Source organism: Streptomyces sp. NPDC088766, assembly GCF_044750845.1.
Classification (GTDB): Bacteria; Actinomycetota; Actinomycetes; order Streptomycetales; family Streptomycetaceae; genus Streptomyces.
On the sequence record NZ_JBIVKQ010000034.1, the window covers coordinates 21,410 to 47,656 of the forward strand.

The following is a 26,247-nucleotide window of genomic DNA, read 5'->3' on the forward strand; positions in this document are numbered from 1 at the left end:
GGGCCTCGGGCCCGGGAAGCTCTCGTGGTCCGGCCCCACCGAGGGGGCCGGTGCGGCACGGGGGGTGGGTCAGCTCAGCGCTTCGAAGACGCCCTGGCTGGTCTTGCTGTTGAGGACCTCGGTGAGGTCCTGGTTCTCCTTCGCCAGGCGGTTGGCGGAGGTCACGTTCTCCTGGAGGGCGTCGACCATCTTGCTGATCTGGATGACGACCTTCTGCGCCTCGGCGTTCCAGCTGCGGAACAGCTTCAGCAGGGCCTGGCCCTCGTCGCCGCCGACACCCGAGCGCGCGGCGATCTCGGCGACGTTGTTCTGGATCTTCTCGACCTGGGACCGGGCCGACTCCAGGGAGGAGACACCGCCCAAGCCCTTGGCATAGTCCGCTTTCCTCGCGGCGCTGTCCGCCATGTCGCGTTCCCTTCGTTCGAGCACGTCTCGTCGCACCGTTGTCCGCTGAGGCTAAAGAGAACCGAGCGTTCCGCGCAACGTGGGTTGGGAAGATTTGAGGTTCGGTCAGAATGCTTACCCGTCGGGCAAGTTGTCCGTGAGTTTCGAGGAAATGAACACGTCTCGCCCCTGGCCCGGCCGACGGTGCGCGAACTCTTCGCGAAACGCGGCGATACGGGCGGAGAACGGTCACGCGAAGAAGGACAACGGGCATGCGGACGGACCGTTTACGGCACAAAGGGCGGGCGTCCGCGGTTTCCCCCCGGGCGGTGTCCGGCCGGAAAATCTGAGCTTTCTCTGAGGTTCACCACCACGCCCGGCCAGGGCGACTTCGCCGACTTCCCGCCACCGGCGGCGAGTTCGGCTCGCGCCTTTCCCGCCCGGCCTTTTCCTTTGCCGCCATATGCGGTGGTTGCCTTGATCGGTGTGCGGTGTCGGCTGTGCGCGCCCTGTCCGCGGCGTCCGTGATGTCGGCGGTGTCCCGGGCGCCGGCCGCGTCCGCTATGGCGTGGCGCCCTCCGTGCCCTTGGCGGCCTCCGTGCCCTTGGCGGCTTCGGTGCCCTTGGCCCCTTCGGCGTCCGCCGCCGACACCCCCTGGTCCGACTCGCCGCCCCCCTCGCGCTGCCCCGAGCGGTCGCCGGCACCGCACTTCGGAGCGGTGACCCTGGGCTCCACGACGCCCGTGGCAGCGGCCGGGTCGAGGTCCGCACCGGTGGGAAGGGACGCGAGCAGCGGTGCCGGGACCGAGTCGATGTCCGATGCCCCGTACCCGAGCGCTTCCAGGGCGTTCTTGCCGGAGATCCGGTACTTCACCCCGTTCTCCGCCACCAGGTAGGTGGTCCCGGCGTGCGCGGCGCCGCTCGCGTTCAGGGCCCGGACCAGGGCACCGTGCCCGGGCCGCACCACCGTGGCGTCCGTGGGGACGCAGGCCGCCTCCAGCGGCAGGTCGGTGCCCGCGGACACCGCGACCGGGGCGAGCCGGGCCAGCGGGACGAGCACCGAACCGATGCGGGCGCCGCCGTCGTCGCCGTCCACCTGCGCGCAGAGCGCGGTGCCGCGCGGCACGGACTCCGGCAGGGGCGGTGTCTCCGGCAGCTCCGCGGATCCGGCGGTCGCGGAGTCCTTCGCCCGGTGCTCGCGCAGGGCGTCCGCGCCGACCGTGCGCACCTCGGGCGACTGCCCCCGGTAGGCGTCCTTCTGGGTGGCCGGGTCGCCCAGCACCAGGGCGGCGCCGAGCCGGGTCAGCGGCACCAGCCCGTCCTTGCGCAGCAGGTGGTAGGTGCTGCCGCCGCCGGGCACGCTGACCTTGAACAGCTGACCGATCCGGCTGGCCTCACCGCCGAGCACCGGGCCCTTGTCGCCGCGCCCCGGCACCGCGGGCGGGCTCAGGGCCGGTCCGGGCGCCAGCGCGTCGAGGAAGGCCGCCGAGACCGGCATCGGCCGCTGGGAGCCGTAGCCGAGGGCGTTGCGGGCGTCGGAGGCGCGGTCCAGCGGCAGCCTGCTGCCCCGCCACACCAGGTACTCGGTGTCGTCCGGCCCGCTCACCAGCACGCCGCGGTCGCCCTCGACGCCACGGGAGTCCAGTGGCGCACCGGCCACCACGGTGGTGGTCCCCGGTTCGTCCACCCCGGTGCCCGACACGGCACCGGAGGTGTCGGGCAGCGCCCCGTCCGGCCCGGTGACGCACATGTGCCAGGAGCCGTCGTCGAGGCTGTCGGGCGCGGGTACGGCGTCCGGCGCTCCGGGGATGCCGACCGGGGCGCCCACGGGCACGTCCCGCAGGGAGGGGGTGCGGACGTCGGCGGTCGGCAGGTCGGAGCCACCGATGAGCCGCGCCGACGCGTAGTTGCGCACCGGGTGCAGTATGCCGTCGGTGCCGGTCCACAGGTACCGGGCGCCGGTGTCGCGGTTGACGACCAGGTGCTCACCGTCGCGCCAGCCGTCGTTCCCGCCGGGCCGCAGCAGGCCGTAGACGGTGGCGCCCGCGCCGATCAGGACGGTGACCAGGACGCCGAAGACCACGCCGCGGGTGGTGCGCCCGAGCGGGCTCTCCGGAGCGTCCGGGTCGGCCATCAGCAGGCCCGAGCTGAGCCTGCCCATCATGAAACCGTGGGCGTGTACCTGGTCGCGCTTGGACTGCACAGCCTCTCCTCAACTCGTTCTTCCTGTCACCGGCGTGCGGTGTGCTCAGCCGAACAGGCCGCGCAGCCAGCCGAAGAGCCCCGCCGCCCAGAGGCTGAGCGGCAGCAGCGCCACCGCGAGGCCGGTGTGGGCCAGTTCCGCGGCCCGGCCCCAGTACGGCAGCATCCGGCGGCCGGGGACCGTCCAGGCGGCGATCACGAGCGCGGCCGCCGCGGCGAGCAGCACCGCCAGGACGATCAGCCGCCCGTCGCCGTGCTGGTCCACGGCCCAGGCGCGGGCGAGCAGCAGCAGCCCCCAGACGCCGGGCACGGCAAGGGTCAGCCGCTGCCCGATGTGCACCAGTCCGCGGGCGTGCAGGAGCAGCAGCAGGCTCAGCGCGAGGGAGGTCAGCACCTCGGGCAGGTTGGGGTGCTCGGCGAGGACGACCTGGGCGCCCGCGGCGACGACGCCGGTGGCGGCGAAGAGCGCGGTGACCCAGCGCCCGGCCAGCTCGGTGCGTTCGGCGACGTCGTCACCCGCGTAGGGTTCGATGCCCTCCTGGAGCTGGCCGGCGGACGACGGCAGCGCCGGCATCCGCATGCCCGCCAGCTTGAAGGCGAACGGTGCCACCGCTCCGGCGCCGAGGGCGACGAACGCGGCCACCAGGGCCACCGCGGCCGGCGCGTGGAGGTCGGTGTAACCCATCAGGGCCCCGGCGGTCGCGCCGGCCAGGGAGACCACCGCCGTGGCCAGGAGGGCGGGGGCGCCGACCGCCGTGGCGGCGAGCGCGAGGACCGCGCCGCCGGCGCCGGCCGCGCCCGCGGCGAGCAGCCGGGCGCCGGCGACCTGCGCCGCGTCGGGGCCGCCCAGGTCGCCGCCGGGCAGCAGCCAGCCGGCCAGGGCCAGGCAGGGTGCGACCAGCAGGCCGAGGGCGGTCGCGGAGAGACGGTCACCGACCGCGCGGCTGGCCGAGGCGGCACCCGCGAGCAGGAGCAGTCCGGTCAGGGCCGCGCAGGCGGCCCGGAGGGAGCCGGATCCGGTCACCCCGGGCCGGAGCACCAGGACGAGGGCGGTCACCACCGTCGCCACCGCGGTGCCCACGAGCAGTCCGCGGGCCGCCTCGGGGCTCCAGGTGTGCAGCCGTCGGGCCGCGGTGTCGGCTATCCCGTCCACCAGGTCGTCCAGCCGGGCCTCGGGCAGCGCCTCGGTGTGCGGGCGCAGGTGGAGCACCGCGCCGTCGGCGAGGCCGGCCTGGGCGAGGGTGGTCTCCTCGTCGAGCGGGGGGTCACCGAGCCGCTGGAGCACCCAGCCGGCGTGGTCGAGTCCGGCCTCCTCGGCCTCCTCCCCGACGTAACGCAGCAGTGTGGGCAGGAGATCGGCGACCGGCACGTCGGCGGGCACGGCCAGATCGACGCGGACGCTCGGCGCACGTACGGTCAGGCGGCACAGTTCGGCCACCGCGCTGTCGGTCATCGCTGAACTCTCGTCTTCCGTTGGAGCGTTGGCGGGGGTCCCTCGGGAGAGGGGGACGTGCGAAGGGTACGGAAGGCCGGCCGGGCCGGGAACGGAGGGGCCGGGCAGCGGAATCGGGTCCGTGCGCGCCCGGCAACACCTGCCCCGCGTGGACAGGTCGTGTTCCGTGAATGCAGACTACTGCCTACACCCGCCGGATCGTGCTGCGGACCTGGCTCCCTGACCGGTATGGAGTTGACCGTCACGGGAGTTGACCGCCCCCCGCTATCCGTTCGAAACATGCAGCAGGCGTTCACCGCGTCACGCGGACTCCGGAGAATCAGCCCGGTGCGGACCAAACCGCCGCCGGCTGCTCCGGTATTTCGGTGCGGGCCGGAAAGCCAGTGAAACCGGAGGTTTCGTTCCTTGAGTGTGGTGCTGTTCCGCCGGCCCGCCCGCCGACGTGGACCCGAGATGCCCGAGGGGCAATTGACCCTCCAGGAGCCGCCGGTACTGGCCGAGACGGTGCCGGACACCTCGGCGATATGGACCTATCTGCCGATGGCCCTGATGTCGGTGTCGATGATGCTGATGTTCCTGCGCCCCGGCGGCGGGAACGGCGTCTTCATGTACCTGGCGATGGGCGTCATGGCGCTCTCCGCCGGTGCCATGCTGCTGGGGCAGCTGATGCGCCGCTCCAGCGAGCGCAAGCAGCGCCTGAAGGGCGAACGCCGCGACTACCTGCGCTACCTGGCGCAGACCCGCAAGCGGGTCCGGAGCACCATCGCGGAGCAGCAGCGGGCCCTCGCCTGGCGCCACCCCGAGCCCGCCTCGCTGCGCTCCCTGGCCCGCACCTCGCGGTTGTGGGAACGCCGCCCGGCCGACGAGGACTTCGGCGAGATCCGTCTCGCGGTCGGCGAGCAGCAGCTGGCGCTCACCCTGAACCCGGTCTCCACCCGCCCGGTGGAGGACCTCGAACCGCTCTGTGCGCACGCCCTGCGCCGCTTCATCCGCGCCTACTCCACCATCCCCGAGCAGCCTCTCGGCCTCTACCTGCGTTCCTCGGCGCGGATCCTGCTGCGTCCCGAGGAAACGTCCGCAGGGGAGTCCGCCGAGCCGGGCGGCCCGGTGTCCGGGGCGGGCGGCGACGCCGAGGGCGGCCCCGGCGCCGAGGCCGTACGCGCCCTGGTGCGCGCCGTGCTCGCGCAGCTCTCGGTGTTCCACGCGCCCGAGGAGCTGTGGCTCGCCCTCTGCGTCAGCGACGACCGGCGGCCCGACTGGGAGTGGGCCAAGTGGCTGCCGCACGCGCTGCACCCGTACGAGGAGGACGGTGCCGGCAAGGTCCGCCGGATCACCGCCGACCTCACCGAGCTGGACGACCTGCTCGGTGCCGAGTTCGCCGAACGTCCCGGTTTCGACCCGGACGCCCGCCCCGGCCGCGACGAGCCCTACACCGTCGTCGTCCTGGACGGCGTCACCGTCCCCGAGGGGCACCGCTGGGAGGGGCACGGCTACCGCAACGCGGTGGTCCTCGACGTCTCCGGGGCGCTGCGCTGGCGGCCCGGCCGCAACACGCTGCGGCTGACCGTCGGGCCGGACCGGGTGAACCTGGTGCGCACCGACCGCAGCCGCAAGGAGCGTTCCGTGCCGCTCGGCCGGCCGGACCGGCTCGGCCCGCTCGGCGCGGAGTCACTGGCCAGGCTGCTCGCCCCCCGCCGGATGAGTCTGGGCGCCGACGTGGCGCAGCCCCTGGACAGCGACGTCGAACTGACCACCCTGCTCGGCATCCCCGACCTGCACCGGCACGAACCGCGCACCCTCTTCGCCCGGCACACCGGCTCCGCACGGCTGCGGGTGCCGATCGCGGTCGGCGTGGACGGGCGCCCGGTGGAACTCGACATCAAGGAGTCCGCGCAGGGCGGCATGGGCCCGCACGGCATGCTCATCGGCGCCACCGGCTCCGGCAAGAGCGAACTGTTGCGGACCCTCGTCCTCGGCCTGGCCCTGACCAACTCCTCCGAGACCCTCAACTTCGTCCTGGTCGACTTCAAGGGCGGCGCCACCTTCCTCGGCCTGGAGGAACTGCCGCACACGTCCGCCGTCATCACCAACCTCGCCGACGAAGTCGCCCTGGTGGAGCGCATGCAGGACGCGCTGCACGGTGAACTCATCCGCCGCCAGGAACTGTTGCGCGCCGCCGGCAACTACACCTCCGCCCTGGAGTACGAGCGGGCGCGCGCCGCCGGGGCGGCCCTCACCCCGCTGCCCAGCCTGTTCGTGGTGGTCGACGAGTTCAGCGAACTCCTTTCCGCGCACCGCGAGTTCATGGACCTGTTCGTGATGATCGGCCGTCTCGGCCGCTCCCTGGGAGTGCACCTGCTGCTCGCCTCGCAGCGCCTGGACGAGGGCCGTATGCACCAGTTGGAGAGCCACCTGTCGTACCGCGTCGGCCTGCGCACCTTCTCCGCCATGGAGAGCCGCGGCGTGCTCGGCGTGCCGGACGCCTACGAACTGCCGGCCCAGCCCGGCAGCGGCTACCTGAAGTCCGGGGTGGAGTCCCTGACCCGGTTCCGGGCCGCCTACTCCTCGGGCACCTACCGGCGCCGCACCGGCGCGGTCGTGCAGGCCCGGGTGGCCAGCCAGGTGGTGCCGTGGACCAGCGGCTGGGTGGTGCCCCGCACGCTGGAGGCCGCGCCGGAGCCGGAGCCGGAGGCCGAGGAGAGCGGCGACGAGGAGACACTGCTCGACGTGGCCCTCGACCGGCTGCGCGGCTCCGGGCCCGCCGCCCACGAGGTGTGGCTGCCGCCGCTGGAGGAGCCCTCCCCGCTCGACGCCCTGCTGCCCGGCATCGCCCCCGACCCCGAGCGCGGCCTCAGCGCCGCCGGCTGGTCCGGGACCGGCCGGCTGCGGGTCCCGGTGGGCCTGGTGGACAAACCCTTCGAGCAGCGCCGCGACCCGCTGGTCGTGGACCTGTCCGGAGCGGGCGGCCACGTCGCCGTCGCGGGCGGCTCGCAGAGCGGCAAGTCCACGCTCGCCCGCACGCTGATCGCCGCCCTCGCCCTCACCCACACCCCCGCCGAGGTCCAGTTCTACTGCCTCGACTTCGGTGGCGGCGGCCTCTCCCAGCTCGCCGCGCTCCCCCACGTCGGCGGCGTCGCCCCGCGGCTGAACCCGGAGCGGGTGCACCGGGCCGTCGCCGAGGTGATGACGCTGCTCGCCCGCCGCGAGCAGTTCTTCGTCGACCACACCCTGGACTCCATGCAGTCCTACCGCCGCCGCCGGGCCGCCGGGGAGTTCCCCGACGAGCCCTTCGGCGACGTCTTCATGGTGGTCGACGGCTGGTCCACGGTCCGCCAGGACTACGACGACCTGGTCCCCAAGTTCAACGAACTCGCCGCCCGCGGCCTCAACTACGGCATCCACCTGATCGTCACCACCACCCGCTGGGTGGAGCTGTCCGCCCAGGTCCGGGACCAGGCCGCCACCCGCCTGGAACTGCGGATGGGCGACCCGATGGACTCCGAGATCGACACCCGCAAGGCCCGCTCGGTGCCGCGCACCGGCGGCCGGGGCATCACCTCCGACAGCAAGATGCACTTCCTCGCCGGCCTGCCCCGCCTGGACGGCAGCGGCTCCCTCGACGACCTCGGCGACGGCGTCGCCCACCTGGTCTCCGAAGTCGCCCGGCACTGGAGCGGCGCGCCCGCCCCGCAGATCCGGATGCTGCCGCACCGGCTCCCGCTCGCCGAACTCCCCGCGCCCCAGGGCACCGAGGGGGGCGGCATGCGGCTGCCGCTCGGCATCGACCAGGACACCCTGGAACCGGTCTGGCACGACTTCAGCCGCACCCCGCACCTGATCGTGGTCGGCGACACCGAGAGCGGCAAGACCAACCTGCTGCGCCGCGTCACCCGGGGCATCACCGACCACTACGCCCCCCACGAGGCGAAGATCATCGCCGTGGACTACCGCCGTACGCTGGTGGACGCCGTGCCCGAGGAGTACCGCATCGGGCACGTGATCTCCCTGGACAACCTCAAGGAGACCATCGAGGGGGCGGCCCGCGCGATGAAGACCCGCGTGCCCGGCGCGGACATCGCGCCCGCCCGCATGCGCCAGTGCGACTGGTGGACCGGCCCGCGGCTGTTCATCCTGGTCGACGACTACGACATGGTCTCCGGCAGCAACACCTTCCAGAGTCCCTTCGAGCCGCTCTTCGAGCATCTGACCCTCGGCTACGAGATGGGCCTGCACCTGGTCGTCGCCCGCAGTGCCATGGGCGCGGGCCGCGGCCTCAGCGACGCCCTGGTCCGCCGCCTCGACGAGGCGAACAACCCGGCGGTCCTGCTGTCCTGCCCGCCCACGGAGGGCCGTCTCTTCGGCAACACGAAACCGCTCAACCTCCCGCCCGGCCGGGCCCTGCACATCGCCCGCCGTCGGGCGCGGCTGATGCAGACGGCACTGGTGGAGGAGAGCACGCGGTAGACGGACCGCGACGCCTCCGCGGACGCCGGGGAGGCGGAAGGGGAACGGCGAGAACACGAGTACGGCGGGGCCACCCTCGGGTGGCCCCGCCGTACGTCGTCAGGGGGCTCGGCTCACTCCCGCGCCGTCGGGCCCGCTTCCGCCGGGCGCCAGCCGCGGGCGCGGGCCCGGGAGAAAGTGAAGGCGGCCCACAAGGCGGCCAGGACGGCGGCGGAGCCGAGGAGGACCAGCAGTCCGGCTCGGCTGGTGGCACGGTCGGCGGAGGCGGTGTCGCGGACCGTCACGGGGTCCGCGGCCCGCTCGGCACCGGTGGACGCGGCGGCGTCGCCGAGGACCGTGGTGACGGCGGCGTAGGGATCCAGCTGGGGGATGTCCGCCGGGTAGGCGGTGGCGGTGAGGCGGCGCACGACGGCGTCGGGCGAGTCGTCGGGATGGGCGGCGCGGACCACCGCGGCGGCCCCGGCGGTGTAGGCGGTGGCCACGGAGGCGCCGGCGCCGAGGTAGTGGCCGCTGCCGCGCGGGCCGCCGGAGACCACCCCGGCGCCGGGGGCGGCCAGGTCGATGCCGCCGGTGGGCAGGGCGTTCTCGGGCCGGGTGCCGCCGGGGAGCATGTCGGCGACGGAGAGGACGCCGGGCTCGCCGGCCGGCCAGTAGGTGCGGGAGGGGATCTCGTCGGTGGTGCCCCGGGACGGCGGGTCCGGGGTGGCCGCGGCGACCACCACCGCGCCCGCGCGGCGGGCCGCGGCGACCGCACGGGTCAGCTCCGCGTCACGACGGGGCAGGGCCACCGCGACCGCGATGACCTGGGCGCGCGCCTCGGTGGCGGCGCGCAGCGCCTGCGCGACCAGGGCGGAGCTCGCCGTGCCGCGCTCGTCGGTGCCGCGCAGGGCGAGGATCTTCGCGCCGGGGGCGACCCCGGCCAGGCGGGGGCTGTCCCCGCCGGTCCCGGCGATCAGCCCGGCCAGGAAGGTGCCGTGTCCCACGCAGTCGTCACCGGCCGCGCCCCGGGCCAGGACCCGGCCGTCGAGTCCGGCGGCACCGGTGGCGACACCGGTGCCGATGAGGGCGACGGTCACGCCCTGCCCGGTGCCGTGCCGGTGCAGCCGGTCCAGGTCGAGCCGCTGGCGCGACCAGTCCTGCTTCTTCGCCTTCTCCTTGGAGGCGGGGGTGCAGGTCACGTCGTCGGCCTCGGCGTCGAACGCGGAGGGCATGGCGGGCAGTTGCTGGCCCTTCTTCCCGTCGGCCGCCGGCATGCCGGACAGGGGTACCGCGTGCGCCGAAGCGGCCGCGGGCAGCAGCAGGGCGGCGGCGAGGCCGGCGCCGGACACCAGGCGGGCGACCCCGCGGGCGGGCCGCCTCACCGGGGAGCCGTTCCCGGTGCGGCGACGGCCACGTCCTCGGGCAGGAGGATGCGCAGGTCGTCCAGGGTGGGCGCGGCCAGCGAGCTGAGCCGTCCCGCCTGGCGGGTGACCATCGACTCGACCACCTGGCGGGCCAGGCGGGCGTTGCCGAAGGAGCGGTCCCGGGGCAGCGCGTCGAAGTACTCCTTGAGCAGGGGGCCGGTGCCGGGTCCGCACTCGTAGCCCATGCTCGCGGCGTGGGAGCGCACGATGGTGACCAGTTCCTCGGAGGAGTAGTCGGCGAAGGCGATCCGGCGCGGGAAGCGGGAGGACAGGCCCGGGTTGGAGGCGAGGAAGCGTTCCATCTCGTCGGTGTAGCCGGCGACGATGACGACCACCTCGTCGCGGTGGTCCTCCATCAGTTTCAGCAGGGTGTCCACCGCCTCCTGGCCGAAGTCGGCGCCACCGCCGCGCGGGGTGAGGGTGTACGCCTCGTCGATGAACAGCACGCCGCCGCGGGCCCGTTCGAAGACCTCGCGGGTGAGCTGGGCGGTGTGGCCGATGTAGCGGCCGACCAGGTCGGCGCGGGCCGCCTCGACCAGCTGGCCCCGCTCGAGGATGCCGAGCTGGGTGAGGATCTGCCCGTAGAGACGGGCGACGGTGGTCTTGCCGGTGCCGGGCGGGCCGGTGAAGACCAGGTGGTGGCTGAGCGAGGGCACCGGCAGTCCGGCGGCGGCCCGGTGGCGGGCGGTGGTGATGAGGTTGACCAGGTTCGCGACGTCGCGTTTGGCCTCGGCCAGGCCGATCATGTCGCCGAGGCGGGTCAGCGGGTCGTCCTCCGGGGCGGCGCTCTCGCCCGCCGCGGCCGCGGCGGCGGTGGGCGAGACGTCCTCCGGCAGCAGCAGCCGCAGGTCGCGCTCGCCGACCTGCGCCTGGGCGGCGAGCCGGACCGCCTGCCGGTCCACCATCTCCTCGAACACCCCGCGTGCGGCACGTCCGTTGCCGAAGCCGGCGTCCCGCGGCATCGCCCCGAAGTGCGCGGCCAGCGCCTCCGCGGTGCCCTCGCCCAGTTCGTACTGGTGCTGGGCGCACATGTTCTCCATGATCGCGACCAGTTCGGACACCGAGTAGTTCTCGAACTCGACGGTCCGTGAGAAGCGCGAGGCCAGACCGGGGTTGGAGCCGAGGAAGGACTCCATCTCGCGGGAGTAGCCGGCCGCGACCACCACCACGTCGTCGCGGTGGTCCTCCATCAGTTTCAGCAGGGTGTCCACCGCCTCGCGGCCGAAGTCGGCGCCGCCGTTGCCGCTGTCGGCGGTGAGGGTGTACGCCTCGTCGATGAACAGCACGCCGCCGAGGGCCCGTTGGAAGGTCTCGCTGGTCTTGATGGCGGTGCCGCCGACGACCTGTGCGACCAGGTCGGCCCGGGAGACCTCCACCAGGTGCCCGCTGCGCAGCGAGCCCAGTTCGGCCAGGATCGCGCCGTAGAGGCGGGCGACGGTGGTCTTGCCGGTGCCGGGGGGCCCGGCGAAGATCAGGTGGCGGCTCATCGGCGGTGCGGGCATGCCGAGTTGTTCGCGGCGCTGGGCGAGCTGGGTCAGGTTGACCAGGGTGCGCACCTGCTGCTTGACGTTCTCCAGGCCGATCAGCGCGTTGAGGGCGCCGAGCGGGCCGTCCTCGCGGTCCGGCGCGGGTCCGTCGGCGGCACCCGAACCGGCGGGGTCGGTGTTCTCGGCGCTGCCGGTGCCCCAGGCGTCCCGCTTGCCGTTGCCGGTGCTCTTCAGGCCGTCCACGGCGAGCCGTTCGCCGGGTGCGGTCTGCACCAGGCCGCCGCCCTCGTTCTCCCGGGCGAGGCAGTTCACGAGGGAGACCGGCGCGGTGGACTCCACCCGGAAGCCGTCCTCGGCGCCCCCGCTGGCCTCGCAGCCGCTGAGGGAGGCGAGAGCGCCCTCGCGCAGCAGGAAGCCGTGGCCCTTGGCGGCGTGCGCCACGGTGCGGCTTGCGGTCAGTTCGCCGCCCCCGGCGACCACCACGCCCTCCTCGCCGGACATCTCGACGCGGAAGTCGCGGACGGTGACGTTGCCGCCGTCCGCCACGACCAGACCGCTGACGGCGGGGTCGGAGACCCCGCCCCCGGCCAGGTAGAGGGTGCTGCCGGAGGCCACGTGCACGCCCGTGCCGCCGGGCCGGACGATCTCGCAGTCCTCGGCGCGGCCGCGGGCGTCGGCGGTCGCGGAGATGCCGTCGCCGGAGGGTTCCACCAGCCGGGCCCGGCGCAGCAGCGGGTTGGCGCCGCCGCGCACCGCGACGGCGGGCGAGCCGCCGATCACCTCCAGGCGGTCCAGTTCCGGCGCGGAGTCCTCCTCCAGGAGCAGCCCCGTGTGCTCGCAGTCGCGGACCGTCAGGCCGGTCAGCGCCGGGGAGGCGGCCCCGGCGACCCGCAGCGCCGCACCCTGCGCGCCGTCCACCCAGCAGTCCTCGAAGGTGCCGCGCGCCCGGTCGGTGACCAGGACGCCGTGTCCGCGGGTGCGGGAGACCCGGCAGCGGCGCAGCACCGGGTCGGTGCCCGAGGCCAGCGCGATCCCGTTCCCCGACGCTCCGGTGACGCGGACGTCCTCCAGGGTCGTGCGGCCCGAGCTGCTCAGGTGCACGCCGGTGCTGGTGTCGTGCACCACGGTGCGGACCACCGACAGGGAGCAGTTCTGCTCGAGGGCGATGGACGGCTTGTCGGTGGAGGAGATGTCGCAGTCCTCCACCGTGCCGCGGGCCTCGCCGTTGGCGAGCAGGCCGTTGCCGCGGGCGTCGCGCACCGTGCAGCCGCGGACGCGTGCCTCGCCCTGCTCGGCGAGGACCAGTCCGCTGGTGCCCAGGTTCTCCAGGGTGCAGGACTCCACGGTGGTGGGCGTGGTGGAGGTCACCACGATGCCCGCGCCCTGCGGGTTGCTCACCCGGCAGTCCCGCAGCGCGAGGGAACCGGTGCCCCCGGCCAGCATCGCCGTCCAGGCGGCGCCGACGACCTCGCAGCCGTCGAACGCGGCCTGCCCGCGCCGCACGTCCACGGCCGGCAGTTCGGCGTCGCCGCCGCGCAGGGTCAGTTCGGACACCATCACGGCGTCGGCGCGCAGCGCGAGCACACTGCCCGAACGCGGCCGGATCTCCACGGTGCCCCGCCCCTCGGCGGCGGTGAGGGTGACCCTGGTCTGGATCACCAGGTTCTCGGCGTACGTCCCGGGCCGGACGCTGATGAGCGCACCGGTACGGGCCGCCGCGAGTGCCTCACCGATCGTCCGGTAGCGGTCCCGGTCCCCGGGACCGACCGTCAGTACCTGGCGCGACACGCACCAACCTCCTTGCCACGGGGGCGTTTTTCAGCGGGCGTCCCGTTCGTCGGGGGCCCGTGTCGGCGAGCCGACGGTGCCATCATGCCCCGCCCTGGGGGCGGGCGGGTGACGAGAGCGGTGCTCTCGGTGTGGGGCGTGCGGTCAGACGCTCCACTTCTGGTTGTCGCCGCCGTTGCAGGTCCACAGTTGCAGCCGGGCCCCGTTGCCCCGGTTGTTGTCCCTGATGTCGACGCACTTGCCGACGACGGTGTTGACCAGGTCGTGCGCGGAGTTCAGCACGAACTGCTGGGCGGCGTTGCCGTTGCACCAGGCGATCTGGATGGTCGTGCCGTCGTTGTAGTTCGCGTTGGCCACGTCGAGGCACTTGCCCTGGATGCGGATGGTGCCGTCGGAGGCGAACTGCCACTTCTGCGCGGCGCTGCCGTTGCAGTCCCACGCCCACAGTGCCTTGCCGTCGCTGAAGTCGCTGTTCGGTACGTCGACGCAGCGGCCCGAGAGATGACTGCGCAGGGACACGAAGCCGCTGAACGTCAGGGCCGAACCGGAGTTCGCCGCCTGGTTCTTGCCGGTGCCCGACCCGGTGCCCGACGCCGCGCCGCCGGCCGCCGTCTTGCTGCCGCCGGAGTCCTTGCCGGTGCTGGAGCCGCTGCTGCCGGACTTCTGCCCGCTGCTCTGCTTCGTGGGCTTGGACTGCTGAGCGGCCTCCCGCTTCGGCTCGTCCTGGCTCCCGCCCTTGGCCGGGGCCGACGCGGCGGCTTCCCGTACCGGCTTGCCCGGCTTCGCGGAGGACTTGGGGTTCTCGCCCGAGGAGCCGGTTACGGGCTGGGTGACCGCGAACTCGCCGGGCGCCTCCCCCGCGTTCCCGCCGAGGACGGTCTCCGCCGCCGTCGGCGCCGTACGGGCCTTGTCGTCGTTCCCGCCGAGCACCAGGAACGGCACGGACACCAGCAGTGCCCCTCCGACCGCGGCCCCGGCCAGCACGGCCTTGCCCGGCCGCCCGACCGGGCCGGTCTGCCGCGGCCGGTCGATCGCGGTCGCGGTCATGGTCCGTACGAGCGCGGGCAGCCGGCTCTTGGCAGCCGCGGCGGCACCCGGGTCGGCCTCGGCCTCGGACCGGCCCGCGGCGGCACCGGGGGCGGCCTCGGACCGGCTGCCGGAGGCCGATCCGCTCGTGGACTCGGCGCCGACGGCTTCGGCGGTCTCCGGGTCGCCGCCCTGGGCGGACGCCTTCCCGGCCTCGACGGCCTGCGCGGTCGTCGCCTCGGCGGGGCCGGGGCGGGAGCCGGCGCCGGGCTCGGGCTCTGCCTCGGTCTCCGCGGCTGCCTTTGTTTCTGTCTTCGTCTCTGCCTCTGCCTTTGCCTTTGTTTCTGCCTTCGTCTCTGCCGGATCGGGCTCGGTCCTCGTCTCCGTGGGCCGGGAGACGGTGGCCGCCACGGCGGTGGCGGCCGTCTCCTCGGCGTCGGAACCGGACTCCGCCCCCGGGGGGCTGGGGGGTTGCTGGGCCGAACGCGTCACGGGGTCCTCCCTGTGATGTGGGGCCGGGGTTCAGGGGTGTTGTCGGCCCGGTCCGCGGAGGGGGCCGCGGCCGGAGGGCCGGTACGGTCCGTCGTGCCGGAGAGGGCGCCGGAGTTCCCCTCCGCCACGGCGTCCGTCACGGGCGTCCCCTCGGCGTCCGGCCCGGGTACGGTTGCCGGTCCGAGGAGACTGTCCGCGGGAACGAACAGGGGGGCCGCGGCCCCGGCGTTGACCATCAGCAGGGTGCCGGAACCGCTCAGCGAACGGGCCAACTCCGCTGCCGACAGGGTGTCATGACTGAGTGCCGCGGACATGAACTCGTGTGCCGGCGAGGTGAACAACAGAACCACGGGCGCCCCGTCCCGCCCGACGGCCGTGAGTGGCCCGCCGTCCGGTCCGCGCACCACCGTGACGTCCGCCTCCGCGAGCGCCGCGAGGGCGTCGTCCACCGAGCCGTAGCCGGTGGCGGCCCGCTGTGCCGCCGCGTCCACCGGGTCGGTGGGCTCCGGCCAGCCGAGCACCCGCGCCGAGGGCCGGTACGCCGGGTTGGGGCGGTACTCCCCCACGCCCCCGCTGTCGTCCGACCGCCACTCCCCCAGCACCGCCCACTCCGGCGGTGTCCGCTCCTCGGTCCACTCCGGGTCGACCATCCCGATCCAGTGCCCCGGCGCGCGGCGGGCGGCGGCCCGCACGGCCTCGGGTATCACGGGAGTGTCGCCGGTCTCGGGGACGGTTGTGACGGGTGCATCGGGGGCTGCGGTCGACCCGGAGCCCTCGGGCACCGCGGACGAGGCGTCGTGCCTGCCCTCCTGCCGTTCTCCGGGCCGCATCTCCACCTGAACTCTTGGGTCCGTACGACTTCTTGGGTGCCGAACGACCTGCGCGCACGACGGCACTGATCAGATCGGGAGTCAACAGGATGCCACAGCTGTCCTGTTGACGGGTGGCCGGGGAAGGTCCGTATCGGGCCTCGACGCGCCCGTTCGCTGCCCGAGTGGGGAACTTTCCGGGAGCAGTGAGGCGTGGGTGGACAAAGCGACGGGGCGTTCCCGACGCGGAAGCGGCCGTGGCCGGAGCGACCGGCTAAGTTGGGTACGCCGTCGGACCCGTCGACGTGCGGCCTTCCGGCCGGACGTCCGGGCCAGGGCCGTACGGGAGGACTTCACGGTTCGGCGGAGGCGTCTGCCGGCCCGCGGCCCCGACCGCCGCGGGTCACGCGGGACGCGGCGACCGGGGCCGTGCCGATACGGCCCGCCCGGACCCGGTACCGGCTCGACGCCCGCCCACGCGCCGGGCGTTCGTCCGGTACGGCCGCTGAACGGGTCGTCCGGGTTCCGTCACTGACAGCTCCCCCACCGACTGCTCGGCCACCGAGGAGGAGTACCGCATGTCCCCCCAGCCCCCCGCACCCCGTGCGAACGCGGAGGCGACCGCCGCCCGCGCGGAAGAGACCGGCTCCACGCCGACGCCCTCGGCACCGGAGGAGAGCGCCGGCTCGTCACCCACGTCCCCCGCCGCGGCGGAGAGCGCGGCCTCTCCGGCCACGCCCTCCGCACCGGAGGGGAACGCGCCGAGCCCCGCGGCAGTCCCCGCGGCCGGGTCCGGCACCACCGAGACCGCGACCGGCGAGAGCGCCGCCGCCTCGGCCCCGGCCTCGTCCTCGGTCCCGGCCGCCACCGGGACCGCCGGGGCGTCCGAGGAGGGCGTCGCCGTGGCGGCGGCCGTCGGGACGGCGCCGCCGGGCGCCAAAACCGGCACCGACAGCGGACGCCCGCGCAAGCCGGTCCTGGCGGGGGCGGCCTTCGTCGGCGCCGCCCTGATCGCGATACCGCTGCTGCTGGCCGGGAGCGCGAAGGACGACGGGCACCGGGACGGCGCGACGGGGCTGGCGGCGGAGGGCGCCGACACCGTCCTGAACCCGGAGTCCGCCCCGGCCTCCCTCGGCGACTACGTGGCCGGCCTGCCCAGTTCGTCGCCGACTTCGGCGAAGCCGCGGAAGAGCGCGGTCCCGAAGGCCGCCGTCGCCCAGCCCGTCGCGCCCGCACCGGCGCCGAGGACGAGCAGCCCGCCCGAGAAGAAGACGACGCCGGCCCCGAAGCCCAAGCCCAAGGCGACCCCGAAGCCGGTCTGGAGCACCGAGACCGTCTACGCGACCAGTGTTCTGGAGGTCAACCAGGCCTGGACCACCAACCGCATCCGCATGGTGATGCAGACGGACGGCAACCTCGTCGTCTACAACGAGCAGGGCAAGCCCCTGTGGGCGTCCATGACCTTCGGCGAGAACCACCGGGCGATCTTCCAGGCCGACGGCAACCTCGTCATCCACAACGGCGACGACCGTCCGATCTGGGCCTCCAAGAGCCACGGCCACGACAACGCCCAGCTGGTCCTGCGGGCCGACGCCAAGGTGGTCATCCTGCACAACGGCACGGTCATCTGGTCCACCTGACGCCGTACGGCCCCGGAACGCACGCGGGCCCCGGTGCCGTAAGGGCACCGGGGTCGGGGTGTGGGGTGGTTCAGGTGGTGCTGAGCATGCCTTCGCGCAGGCGGGTCAGCAGGCGGGAGATCAGCCGCGAGACGTGCATCTGGGAGACACCGAGCCGTTCGCCTATCTGGGCCTGGGTGAGTTCCTCCACGAACCGCCAGTGGATGATCCGACGGTCACGCTCGTCCAGCGCGGCGACCATCGGCGCCAGCGCGTGGAAGTCCTCGATCAGACCGAGGGCGGCGTCCTCGTTGCCGATGAAGTCCGCCAGCGCGGCCTCGCCGTCCTCACTGCCGCTGATCGCCGCGTCCAGCGACGCCGACGTGTACCCGTTGGACGCCAGCCGGGCCTCGACCACCTCGTCCTCCGGCAGGCACATCAGCTCCGACAGCTCCTTCGTCGTCGGCGTGCGGCCCAGCCGGCTGCGCAGCTCCTCGTTGGCCCGGGCCAGCTGCACCCGGGCCTCCTGCAGACGCCGCGGCACGTGCACGGCCCAGGAGGTGTCCCGGAAGAACCGCTTGATCTCCCCCACGATGTAGGGGACCGCGAAGGAAGTGAACTCCACCTCCCGCGACAGCTCGAACCGGTCGATCGCCTTGATCAGCCCGATCATGCCGACCTGGACGATGTCCTCCATCTCCTCCGGCCCACGGCTGCGGAACCGGCCCGCCGCGTAGCGCACCAGGGACATGTTCATCTCGATCAGCGTGTTGCGCGCGTACTGGTACTCGGGCGTGCCCTCCTCCAGCACCGCCAGCCGCCCGAAGAACACCTTCGACAACTCCCGCGCGTCCCTCGGCGCGACCTTGGAGGGATCGGCGATCTCCGGAACGTCCACCGTCCCCGCGGCCTGCACGGTCGTCGTCATCATGTGCCCCTCCCAATCGATCAGCCAAGACACCACCGGTCCGTCGTCGCCGGCCCGTCCTCCCCGCAAACCCCCGTCTACCCCCGACCCCGACGACCATTCCCCGAATTTTTCGCGGGACGGGACAGGAGCGTCCGAGCCGGGCCGCTGACGAGCACGGTCCCGTGCGGAACGCCCCTCAACGGGGTCGCGGCCCGAGGTCCGCCAGCAAGTCGTCCAGCACCGCCTCCTCCTCGACCCGCACACCGTGCTCGGCGAGAGCGACGGCCAGCGCCGGGTCCCAGGGCGTCGCGGCGGGTGGGCCCGTCAGATCCGGGGCCCGGTCCGCTGCGGCCACTGCTGCTCGGTGGTCGGCGGCCTCGTAGCGCCAGGGCCGCCAAGGGACGTTTCTCGCCAGTGCTGTGGCGATGCGCACACCACCCCAGTCGAAATCACCGTGGTGGAGGAGGCCGGCTCCCTGTGTGGAAAGGTCGCGCAGCAAGGTGAGGGCGGCGGCCGACGGCTGGCCCTGGAGGCACACCAGGGGCGGACACGCCGGGCCGAAGGTGTCGGCGGCGGACAGTACGGCAGGGTTCTCACAGATGTGGACGGTTCCCGTCACCGGAACGGCGACGAGCGGTGCGTGACGGCTGAGGAAGCGAAGCGTCAGCACCGTCGGCTCCCCCGCGTCGGCCATCTGGTCGAGGGGCGGGACACCGCGCAGGCCGAGGGTGAGAACGGTCGACGAGAGGTCGTCCCTGAGCAGACCCGCCGAGGCCCATGCCTCCCGCCGCCACTGGGTGCCGGAGCCCTCGGGAAAGCCGGTGAGGGCGCGGATCCCGGCTCCCTCGCCGACTTGGACCAGAACCCGCCGTGCTCCAGCGCCAGTTCCCGTACGCGGGCCGCCAGTTCAGCCGGTTCGACGGGCCCGGCCGCCCGTGCCAGGTGTCCCGCCAGCAGCAGGGTGATGTGGCCGTGGGTGCCCTGTTCCGGCATGCGGACGTCCGTGAGGTCGAGGCGCTCGTCGCGCCGCTCCAGGGTGAACGTGATCCCGGCGGCGACGAGTTCGGGATCAGCGGCGGCCAGGACGACCTGTTCGGCGAGGCGTCCGAGCGCGACCTGCGACTCGCCCCGTTCCAGCGCGGCCAGGGCCAGGCAGAGCAGGACGTAGCGGCGGCGGGTGAAGGGCAGGGCGCTGCGGGCGGCCTCGCGCGCCGGGTGCGTGGCGTCGGTGAGGGTGCCCGGCGTCTTGTGCAGCCGTGCGGCGTCGGCGTCCGTGCGCAGCGTCCAGCCGACGTTGCGTTCGAACCACTCCCGCAGCTCGGCGGCGTGCCGGCGCACCAGCCGGAACTCGTCGGCGTACGGCCCGTCCGCGGTGAGCAGCGGTTCCTTCAGCAGGGCGCGTGCGGCCTTCTGGAGGTCGGCCCGGCGCTGGCCGTCCAGGACCTCGGCGAGGGGGCCGCTGCTCATCGGTCCTCCACGAGCCGGGGAGAGGCGCCTTCTCGTGGGGCGGGTACGGGGGCTGATCCTGAGCGGTCGCGCCTCGCTCCACGGGGGGGGGGGAGGCCGGCTCCGGGGCGGCCGTCCGCTCGGCGAGGGTGTCGGCGTCGACGGTGAGGTGCCGCGAGGAGTGCAGCCCGAAGGCCACCCGCCACAGCCGGTGCCGCGTCGTCCGGCGCCTGGGCGAACGAGCGCGCCAGGGTGCGGAAGTCGGCGGAGCGGTCGGACCGCCCTGCCCTCCGCTCGTTCAACTGCCGTACGACGGCGAGCAGCTGCGGAATCGAACCGAGCGCCCGTCCGCGCAGGAGCCTGGCCTGCGACTCCTGTCCCTCCCCCGACACGAACCACTCGGCGAGCCCGGACCACCGGGCGGCCCACCGCTCGTACGGCCACCGCCTCCGCCCGCCCGGCGTCCTCGGGAGCGGCGTCGGCGGCCTCGCGGGCGGCGGCGAGCGACAGGCAGGTGCGGGCTCGGCCTGCCGTACCGGCTGATGTTGTGCAGGGTGCCGGCCGGCGCGGTGGCCGAACACCCGGACCGGCGCTGTGGACACGCCGCCTTCCGTGGCGCGCAGGCAGACCGGGCGGCCGCCCGGTGGCGGCACCTCATCGTGCCGGACCAGCAGAGCGCCGAGGAGGCGACAGGTGACTGTGGTGTGAACCGGCGTCGTTGCCGGGGCTTCGATGGCGGCGGCTTTCACGCCCGTGTGTGCGCAAGGGGCACGACGTACGGGCGGTCGCGCTCGTGCGGGGGCCGTCGGACGCGGGCGTGTCCGAGGTGTCCGAGGTGTCCGAGGTGTCCGTCAGTGGTTGTCGGCAGTCACTTCCGAGTGGGGTGCCTCACTGGACGGGCAGGCAGTCTTCGTCCGAACAGGCGAGTTCGTCGTCGGAGGGCTTGTCGAGCAGCACCGTGGTGGCGAAGCGCCGGTCCGAGGACCAGTCGGCGTGGCGCAGGAGCTCCGGGTCGGCGCCCGCGATGACGGTGAGGGGGATACGGACGGGGAGCCGGGCGATGAGGCCGACGAGCTCTCTGGTCGCCGTGTCCTCCAGGTGCAGGTTGTCGATGATCAGGACGATCGGGCCGTCGTGGGCGACGGCTTCCAGGAAGTACCGCCACACGTCCCGCCACTCCTCGGCGCCCAGCCGCTCGGGCGAGCGGTTCGACGTCTCGAGGACCGAGGTGCAGCGGGCGACCAGCCAGTTGATGCAGCTCTTTCCGGCGTCCAGGCGCTGGACGGCGGCGCTGACCTTCCGGCGGACCGCCCAGGGCGGGTCGGACTTCGACAGCCCCGAGAACCTGGAGATGATCCTCCGGTGCAGGCCGAAGGGGCCCGCCTCGGCGGCGTCCTGGCCGTTCCAGCTCAGCACCTGGGCCCCGTCGAGCGCCGAGCCGGCGAATTCACCCAGCTTGTCGAGCATCCGGCTGCGGGGGACTTCCTCGGTGCTCAGCACGGTGATCAGGTGCGGCTGGGACCAGCGGATGCTGTGGGTCATCACCCCTTGCAGCAGGTCGAGTTCGCGGTGGTGGGCGTCGTCGTCGGCGGGCTCGGCGTCGATGGGTCCGAGCAGCTTCCAGCGGATGGGCGTGCCCGGGACCTCCTCGTACGCGAAGTGTTCCTTGGTCTCCTCGCGCGTGCGGTCGCAGACGTGGGTCCCGTCCGAGGTCGCCAGGGCCAGCAGCGCCTCGCACTCCTTCACCGTGGCGCCGTAGACCCTGGGCGGCCGGCTGCCGCCGAGCGACTGGCTCACCAGCACGGCGCCCGTCGCGACGGCGGTGCGCAGCTCCGTACGGGCGGTCACGGGGGCATCCGCTCGTGAGGCGGACGCGGTCAGGGTCGTGCGCAGCGCGGTCGCGGCGCGGGCCGCGCGCAGTGGGTACTCGGTGTCGTCCGGGTCTGCCGGGAACAGGGCGAGGGTGAGCGCGTGCAGCGAGAAGACGACCGTACCGCCGCAGCGCTCGATCTCCTGGTGGATCAGGGTGCCCACCCCGTCCATCACGGCGTCGAGTTCACCGGCCTCGGTCGAGGCGGGGTCGGGTTCGGCCCGTACCAGCAGGAGGCTGGCCTCGCCGCGTACCGCGGAAGCGACGGTGGGTGTGCCGGTGTTGGCCGTCGGCAGGTCCCGGGCGGGGGCGTGGTGCGTCGTCGTGTCGTTCTTCGGCGCCGAACCGTTGACGGAGGACAGCACCTTGGGGGCCGACGCCGGGACGGGAGCGGAGAGGACGGCCCTCAGGGCCGGACGGTCGGGGCTGGGTCCCGAACCCTGGACGGGCGGCCGGGGCGGGGCCGGGAGCTTGCCGTCGGGTAAGGAGCCGGTGCCGTGCGGCCGGGACGGGGCCTCCGCGAGCGTCAGGGTGGGGACGGGAGCGGACCGGACGCCCGCCGGGTCGGGGTGGTGCGGGCGGAGGGCGGGGTTGTGGAGGGAGGGCTGGGGCGGGGCGTGGGTCTGGCTGTCGGGGACGGGCCGCGGGCCGAGCAGCTGGGGCGCCGTCTCCATCGCGCCGGGCAGCAGGGCCGCCGTGCCCTGCACGGAGTACGGGCCACCGGGGGCCGGCGCGAGCTGGAGGGCGAGGTCGTGGGTGAGGATCGCCTGCTGGAGCTGCTGGAGTTCCCGGCTGGGTTCGAGACCGAGCTCCTCGACGAGCTGGGCCCGCAGCCGGCTGAACACGCCCAGCGCGTCCGACTGGCGCCCGCAGCGGTACAGGGCACGCATGAGCTGGCCGCAGGCGCGCTCGCGCAGCGGCTCGTTCTCCACCAGCGACTCCAGCTCGCCGAGGACCGCGTAATGGCGCCCGCAGGCGAGCTGGGCTTCGAAGACGTCCTCCAGGACGTCCAGCCGCATGTTCTGGAGGGTGGTCAACTCCGGCCACAGCAGGCCTACTTCGGTCAGGTCCGCGAGGGCCGGGCCGCGCCACAGCTCCAGGGCGTCACTGAGGAGTGTCGCCGCCGCGTCGGGTTCTCCCGCCTCCAGCCGGGCACGGCCCTCGCGCACCCACCGGTGGAAGAGGTGCAGATCCACCCGTTCGAGGGCGACGTCCAGGGAGTAGCCGGGAGGCTGGGTGCGCAGCGCCACGGGCGCTTCCACGGCCGCGCCGGTGACGAGTTTGCGGCGCAGGCTCCAGATCGAGTTCTGCAGGATCTTGCGGGCGGTCATCGGAGCTTCTTCGACGCTCCACAGGGCCTTCAGCAGTTTACTGATGGGTACCGTCTGGTTGGGGTGGAGGAGGAGATATCCGAGCGTCGCCCGCTGTTTGCTGCCCCCCAGCGAGATGGGTTGCCCACCGGATATGACCTCTAACGGACCTAACATCCTGAACCACATAGTCCCTCAGCATGGTTGGCGTGCGGCGCAGGGCTCACCCCCCTTTACGCCGGGAACGCAGCCAATGCTACTAAGACTACGAGCCAATACCACAGCAATCTGTGTTCGACGCCTCACGTGTCGGTGGTTCTCCCGGCGGTGAGGGCGCCGACCCGTCCGCTGAGGGCGGACGTTGATCTTCCGCAGGCCGAACTCCTGGTGAACCACAGGCCGAACTCCTGGTGAACCGCACGTTCACGGGCCCCGACGGGCGCCGGCCGGACGACCGCGATACCCCTCAACCGATCGCGGTGTCCGGCCGGTTGCCCGTCACCCGCCCCGTTCCCCGGGGAGGTGACCGGTCCGGATCCGTTCGGGATCAGCTCGTCGCGGAGGCCACGGTGGCGGTCAGGCCGGCCGCGAGGCCGGCGGCCCGGATGCCGGTCTCGATGGCGCCGTCCACGTAGCCGCCCCAGCCGGTCGCGATGTCGCTGCCCGCGAAGACCAGGCGGCCGTGCGGCTGCCGGACGGCGCGCAGCGAACCGAGCAGCTGACCGGGGGTCCGGAAGGTCCAACCGCCCTTGGCGTAGGCGTCCTTGCCCCAGTCGTGGCCCTTGACGGACAGCACCTTGGTGCCCGGGAGCAGCTCGCTGATGGCGCTCTGCACCTGCGACACGCTGGTGACGTCCAGGTTCGGGTTGACGCTGAAGCCGATGAGCACTGTGCCCTGGGCCGACTTGTCGGCGTGCGCGAGGACCAGGTCGAGCATCGCGCCGCTCTTGCCGTTCATGAGCGGGCGGCCGATGTCGCCCTGGACCTGGATGAAGACCTTCTTGGCGGTGGGCACGCCGACGGTCTGGGTGCTCAGCCGCGAGAACTCGGCCGGCAGGCCGGAGGCGAAGTTGATGGAGTTCCAGGTGTTCACGGGGACGGCCACCACCACGGCCGCGGCGTCGTACACCACGCCGTTCGCCGTCACCTGGACCCGGGAACCGCTGTCGGTGACCTTGGTGACGGGCGCGTTGTACACGACGGAGGCGCCGGACTCGGCGAGCATCCGGGAGACGACGTTGCTCATCCCGCCCACCGGACGGGTGACGTTGATGCCGTGGAACGTCTCCGTGTTGTAGCCGCACAGCGCCCACCAGTGGGCGAGCTGGGTGAGCGAGCCGCGCTCGAAGCCGCCGCCGTACGCGCCGGTGGTGGCGCTCACCCAGTTCATCTCCAGGTCGGACAGCCGCAGTTGGCGCGCCCGGTCGCCGAGGGTCAGCTTGTCGAGGTCGACCAGCAGGTCCTCGCGGTAGAAGGGGTCGTAGGCGCGCGGCAGGTACGTCTCGGCGCCCTCGACGAACTTCCGCAGGAGGGCGTCCTGCTGGTCGAGGAAGGTCAGTTCCTGCTTGGCGTAGCTGCCGGACTCCGTGGCGAACACCGCGAAGTCCGGGTTGGGGTCGTCCACCCTGGTGATGCCCAGGCGCTGGACCTCGTTCCAGATCAGTGTCTGGCTGGGGTGGATCCAGGTCGCACCGAACTCGATCGGCAGTCCCGAGAACGTGCTCGACCAGGCCCGGCCGCCGACGCGGTTGCGGGCCTCGAGGATCAGCGTGCGCTTGCCCCTGGCCTTGAGCTCCCGCGCGGCCGACACACCGGCGAAGCCGCCGCCGATCACGATCGCGTCGTAGCTGCGACCGGCCTCGGTCGTCCCGGCCGCGAAGGCGGGGCGGGCGGAGGCGACGCCGACGGCGACCGACGCCCCCGTGGCGGCGCCGGCCTTGAGTATCGCGCGACGCGAGGTGCGCGCTCCCCCGAAGAATGTCTCTTTCTTGGGCTTCATCCCAGTCCCCTCGTACACAACGTGGTCCGTTGTCCAGGAATCAAGCGCTGCTGTGGTCACCTGAACGGGAAACCACACTAGTTGCGATTGACTGAAATCGATCGACCATTTCCCATTGACTGATAATCGCCCTTCCTCACAGGTTTAGGGATTTCCGCAGACCGGCGAGTTACCGTCCGGTGGGCGCTCGGTGGCCGCACGGGGCAGGGGTTCTGGTCGGCTTCTGGTTAGCTTGGCGAGGACAGGACGGTTACTCGCTGGTGGCGGGGGGATGGTCCGGTCTCGCTTAATTTGTTCGGACCCCCGAAACGGCAATGGCGCTGGCTGGCCTACGCCCATGCCTTTCACCCCGCCGAAATCACCAAGGAGCTGGTATGGCCGTCAGGTCCACTGAAGCGGAAAACATTCTCAAGACGGTCCGGGAAATCGTCCCGACCCTGCGGGCGAACGGCGTGGCCTCCGAGGACCAGCGCTGGATAGTCCAGGAGAACATCGACCTCCTGGAGAAGGCCGGCGTCTTCCGGATCGCCGTGCCGAAGCGTTTCGGCGGCCTGGACCTGCCGCTGAAGGAGCAGGTCGAGATCATCACCGAGATCTCCCGGGGCTGCGGCTCCACCGGCTGGGTGGCCGTCGCCTGGATCTCCAGCGCCTGGATGGCCACGCTGTACCCGCTCGAGGCCCAGGAGGAGATCTTCAAGGGCGGCTCGGTGCGCATCTCCGGCGGTTTCACCCCGACCGCGAAGATGGTCCCCACCGAGGGCGGCTACCTCCTCAACGGCGCCTGGCGCTTCAACTCCGGTGTCCGCGGCGCCCACTGGGACCTGCTCGCCGCCGAGCTGGAGCACGCCGACGGCACCGTCGAAGAGGTCTACGCCATGGTCCCGGTGGACCAGCTCACGATCGCCGACGACTGGCAGGTCTCGGCCGCCATCGCCACCGGCAGCTCGACGTCCAGCGCCACGGACCTCTTCGTCCCCGCCCACCGGGTCGTCACCCTGGAGAACGCCGTCCTCGGCACCAGCGGCGGCGGTGCCGTCACCGGTTCCCAGGGCCGCGACTACAGCCTGATCAGCTTCGTCGTCGCCGAGTCCGTCGCCGTCTACATCGGCATGGCGCGGGCCGCGCACGAGGAACTCGTCGCCACGGTCAAGGGCAAGCCGCTCGCGTACAGCAACGTCACCGACCAGGCGCAGCACCCGCTGACCCAGATCCAGATCGCACTGGCCCACAGCAAGATCGAGGCCGCCCAGGCCCTCTCCGAGACCTACCTCGGCTTCCTCCAGGAGCGCGCCGACGCCGGCGAGCAGCCGACCTGGGAGGAGAAGGCGGAGGTACGCGGCAAGGCCGGCGCCGCGATCCTGCTCACCCAAGAGGCCCTGGAGGCGCTCCACTCCATCAGCGGCGCCGGCTCGCTCTCCCGCAAGGCGCCCTTCCAGCGCTTCTACCGGGACCTGCAGGGCCTGTCCCGGCACGGTCTGATGGCCCCGAACATGGGCCTCGAGGTGTACGGCCGCACGCTGCTCGGCCTCGACCCCGACAGCCTTTTCCTGTAGTACGCCGCCTTTCGGTGGCGTAGCGATTCCGAA

General features: G+C 73.2%; 15 protein-coding genes and 2 pseudogenes. 3 read left to right on the forward strand and 14 right to left on the reverse strand.

Annotation, left to right across the window (positions count from 1 at the left end):
- Nucleotides 1-69 precede the first annotated feature (69 nt).
- The 3 genes from ACIP5W_RS32640 to eccD form a co-directional block, all read right to left on the reverse strand.
- Nucleotides 70-405 carry a hypothetical protein gene (locus ACIP5W_RS32640; RefSeq protein WP_401481155.1) on the reverse strand — a complete coding sequence of 112 codons (336 nt, stop codon included), beginning with the start codon at nucleotides 403-405 and terminating at the stop codon, nucleotides 70-72.
- Between the two features lie 540 nt (nucleotides 406-945).
- Entirely contained in the window at nucleotides 946-2,586 is a 1,641-nt protein-coding gene (eccB, locus tag ACIP5W_RS32645; protein ID WP_401481157.1) for a type VII secretion protein EccB, read from the reverse strand.
- 45 nt (nucleotides 2,587-2,631) lie between these two features.
- Nucleotides 2,632-4,038: a type VII secretion integral membrane protein EccD gene (gene eccD / locus ACIP5W_RS32650; protein WP_401481159.1), complete on the reverse strand. Its 1,407-nt coding sequence runs from the start codon at nucleotides 4,036-4,038 to the stop codon at nucleotides 2,632-2,634.
- A 453-nt stretch (nucleotides 4,039-4,491) separates the two neighbouring features.
- Between eccD and eccCa the strand changes: the two genes are divergently transcribed.
- Entirely contained in the window at nucleotides 4,492-8,502 is a 4,011-nt protein-coding gene (gene eccCa / locus ACIP5W_RS32655; protein WP_401481161.1) for a type VII secretion protein EccCa, read from the forward strand.
- 113 nt (nucleotides 8,503-8,615) lie between these two features.
- Here eccCa and ACIP5W_RS32660 read toward each other — a convergent pair whose 3' ends face one another.
- The 4 genes from ACIP5W_RS32660 to ACIP5W_RS32675 all read right to left on the reverse strand — a co-directional run bounded on the left by ACIP5W_RS32660 (nucleotide 8,616) and on the right by ACIP5W_RS32675 (nucleotide 15,528).
- A complete protein-coding gene (locus ACIP5W_RS32660; protein WP_401481163.1) occupies nucleotides 8,616-9,863 on the reverse strand; it encodes a S8 family serine peptidase in 1,248 nt (415 codons plus the stop codon).
- Nucleotides 9,860-13,180 carry a right-handed parallel beta-helix repeat-containing protein gene (locus tag ACIP5W_RS32665; protein ID WP_401481165.1) on the reverse strand — a complete coding sequence of 1,107 codons (3,321 nt, stop codon included), beginning with the start codon at nucleotides 13,178-13,180 and terminating at the stop codon, nucleotides 9,860-9,862. Before ACIP5W_RS32665 ends, ACIP5W_RS32660 begins: the two co-directional genes overlap by 4 nt.
- A 144-nt stretch (nucleotides 13,181-13,324) precedes the next feature.
- Nucleotides 13,325-14,698, reverse strand: a complete 1,374-nt coding sequence (locus ACIP5W_RS32670) for a ricin-type beta-trefoil lectin domain protein (protein WP_401481167.1) — start codon at nucleotides 14,696-14,698, stop codon at nucleotides 13,325-13,327.
- Nucleotides 14,695-15,528, reverse strand: a complete 834-nt coding sequence (locus ACIP5W_RS32675) for a type VII secretion system-associated protein (protein ID WP_401481193.1) — start codon at nucleotides 15,526-15,528, stop codon at nucleotides 14,695-14,697. Before ACIP5W_RS32675 ends, ACIP5W_RS32670 begins: the two co-directional genes overlap by 4 nt.
- 557 nt (nucleotides 15,529-16,085) lie before the next feature.
- Between ACIP5W_RS32675 and ACIP5W_RS32680 the strand changes: the two genes are divergently transcribed.
- Entirely contained in the window at nucleotides 16,086-17,147 is a 1,062-nt protein-coding gene (locus ACIP5W_RS32680; RefSeq protein ID WP_401481169.1) for a mannose-binding protein, read from the forward strand.
- Between the two features lie 70 nt (nucleotides 17,148-17,217).
- Here the strand turns inward: ACIP5W_RS32680 and ACIP5W_RS32685 are convergent, their stop codons facing one another.
- The 7 genes and pseudogenes from ACIP5W_RS32685 to ACIP5W_RS32715 form a co-directional block, all read right to left on the reverse strand.
- The gene (locus tag ACIP5W_RS32685) at nucleotides 17,218-18,057 is read right to left on the reverse strand and encodes an RNA polymerase sigma factor SigF (RefSeq protein ID WP_401481171.1); all 840 of its coding nucleotides are present in this window, start codon (nucleotides 18,055-18,057) and stop codon (nucleotides 17,218-17,220) included.
- A gap of 175 nt (nucleotides 18,058-18,232) precedes the next feature.
- Entirely contained in the window at nucleotides 18,233-18,799 is a 567-nt protein-coding gene (locus tag ACIP5W_RS32690) for a DUF2399 domain-containing protein (RefSeq protein ID WP_401481195.1), read from the reverse strand.
- Nucleotides 18,800-18,805: 6 nt separating this feature from the next.
- Nucleotides 18,806-18,898: pseudogene (locus ACIP5W_RS32695) on the reverse strand (hypothetical protein); the annotation flags it as partial.
- 32 nt (nucleotides 18,899-18,930) lie between these two features.
- Nucleotides 18,931-19,503: pseudogene (locus ACIP5W_RS32700) on the reverse strand (DUF2398 family protein); the annotation flags it as partial.
- Nucleotides 19,500-20,231: a DUF2397 family protein gene (locus ACIP5W_RS32705; protein ID WP_401481173.1), complete on the reverse strand. Its 732-nt coding sequence runs from the start codon at nucleotides 20,229-20,231 to the stop codon at nucleotides 19,500-19,502. The gene ACIP5W_RS32705 and the pseudogene ACIP5W_RS32700, both read right to left, overlap by 4 nt.
- A gap of 139 nt (nucleotides 20,232-20,370) precedes the next feature.
- The gene (locus ACIP5W_RS32710) at nucleotides 20,371-22,683 is read right to left on the reverse strand and encodes a BTAD domain-containing putative transcriptional regulator (protein WP_401481175.1); all 2,313 of its coding nucleotides are present in this window, start codon (nucleotides 22,681-22,683) and stop codon (nucleotides 20,371-20,373) included.
- A 526-nt stretch (nucleotides 22,684-23,209) separates the two neighbouring features.
- Nucleotides 23,210-24,661: a flavin monoamine oxidase family protein gene (locus tag ACIP5W_RS32715; RefSeq protein WP_401481177.1), complete on the reverse strand. Its 1,452-nt coding sequence runs from the start codon at nucleotides 24,659-24,661 to the stop codon at nucleotides 23,210-23,212.
- 374 nt (nucleotides 24,662-25,035) lie between these two features.
- On the opposite strand from ACIP5W_RS32715, the gene ACIP5W_RS32720 reads away from it, so the two are divergent.
- Nucleotides 25,036-26,214: an acyl-CoA dehydrogenase family protein gene (locus ACIP5W_RS32720; protein ID WP_401481179.1), complete on the forward strand. Its 1,179-nt coding sequence runs from the start codon at nucleotides 25,036-25,038 to the stop codon at nucleotides 26,212-26,214.
- Nucleotides 26,215-26,247: the final 33 nt, after the last annotated feature.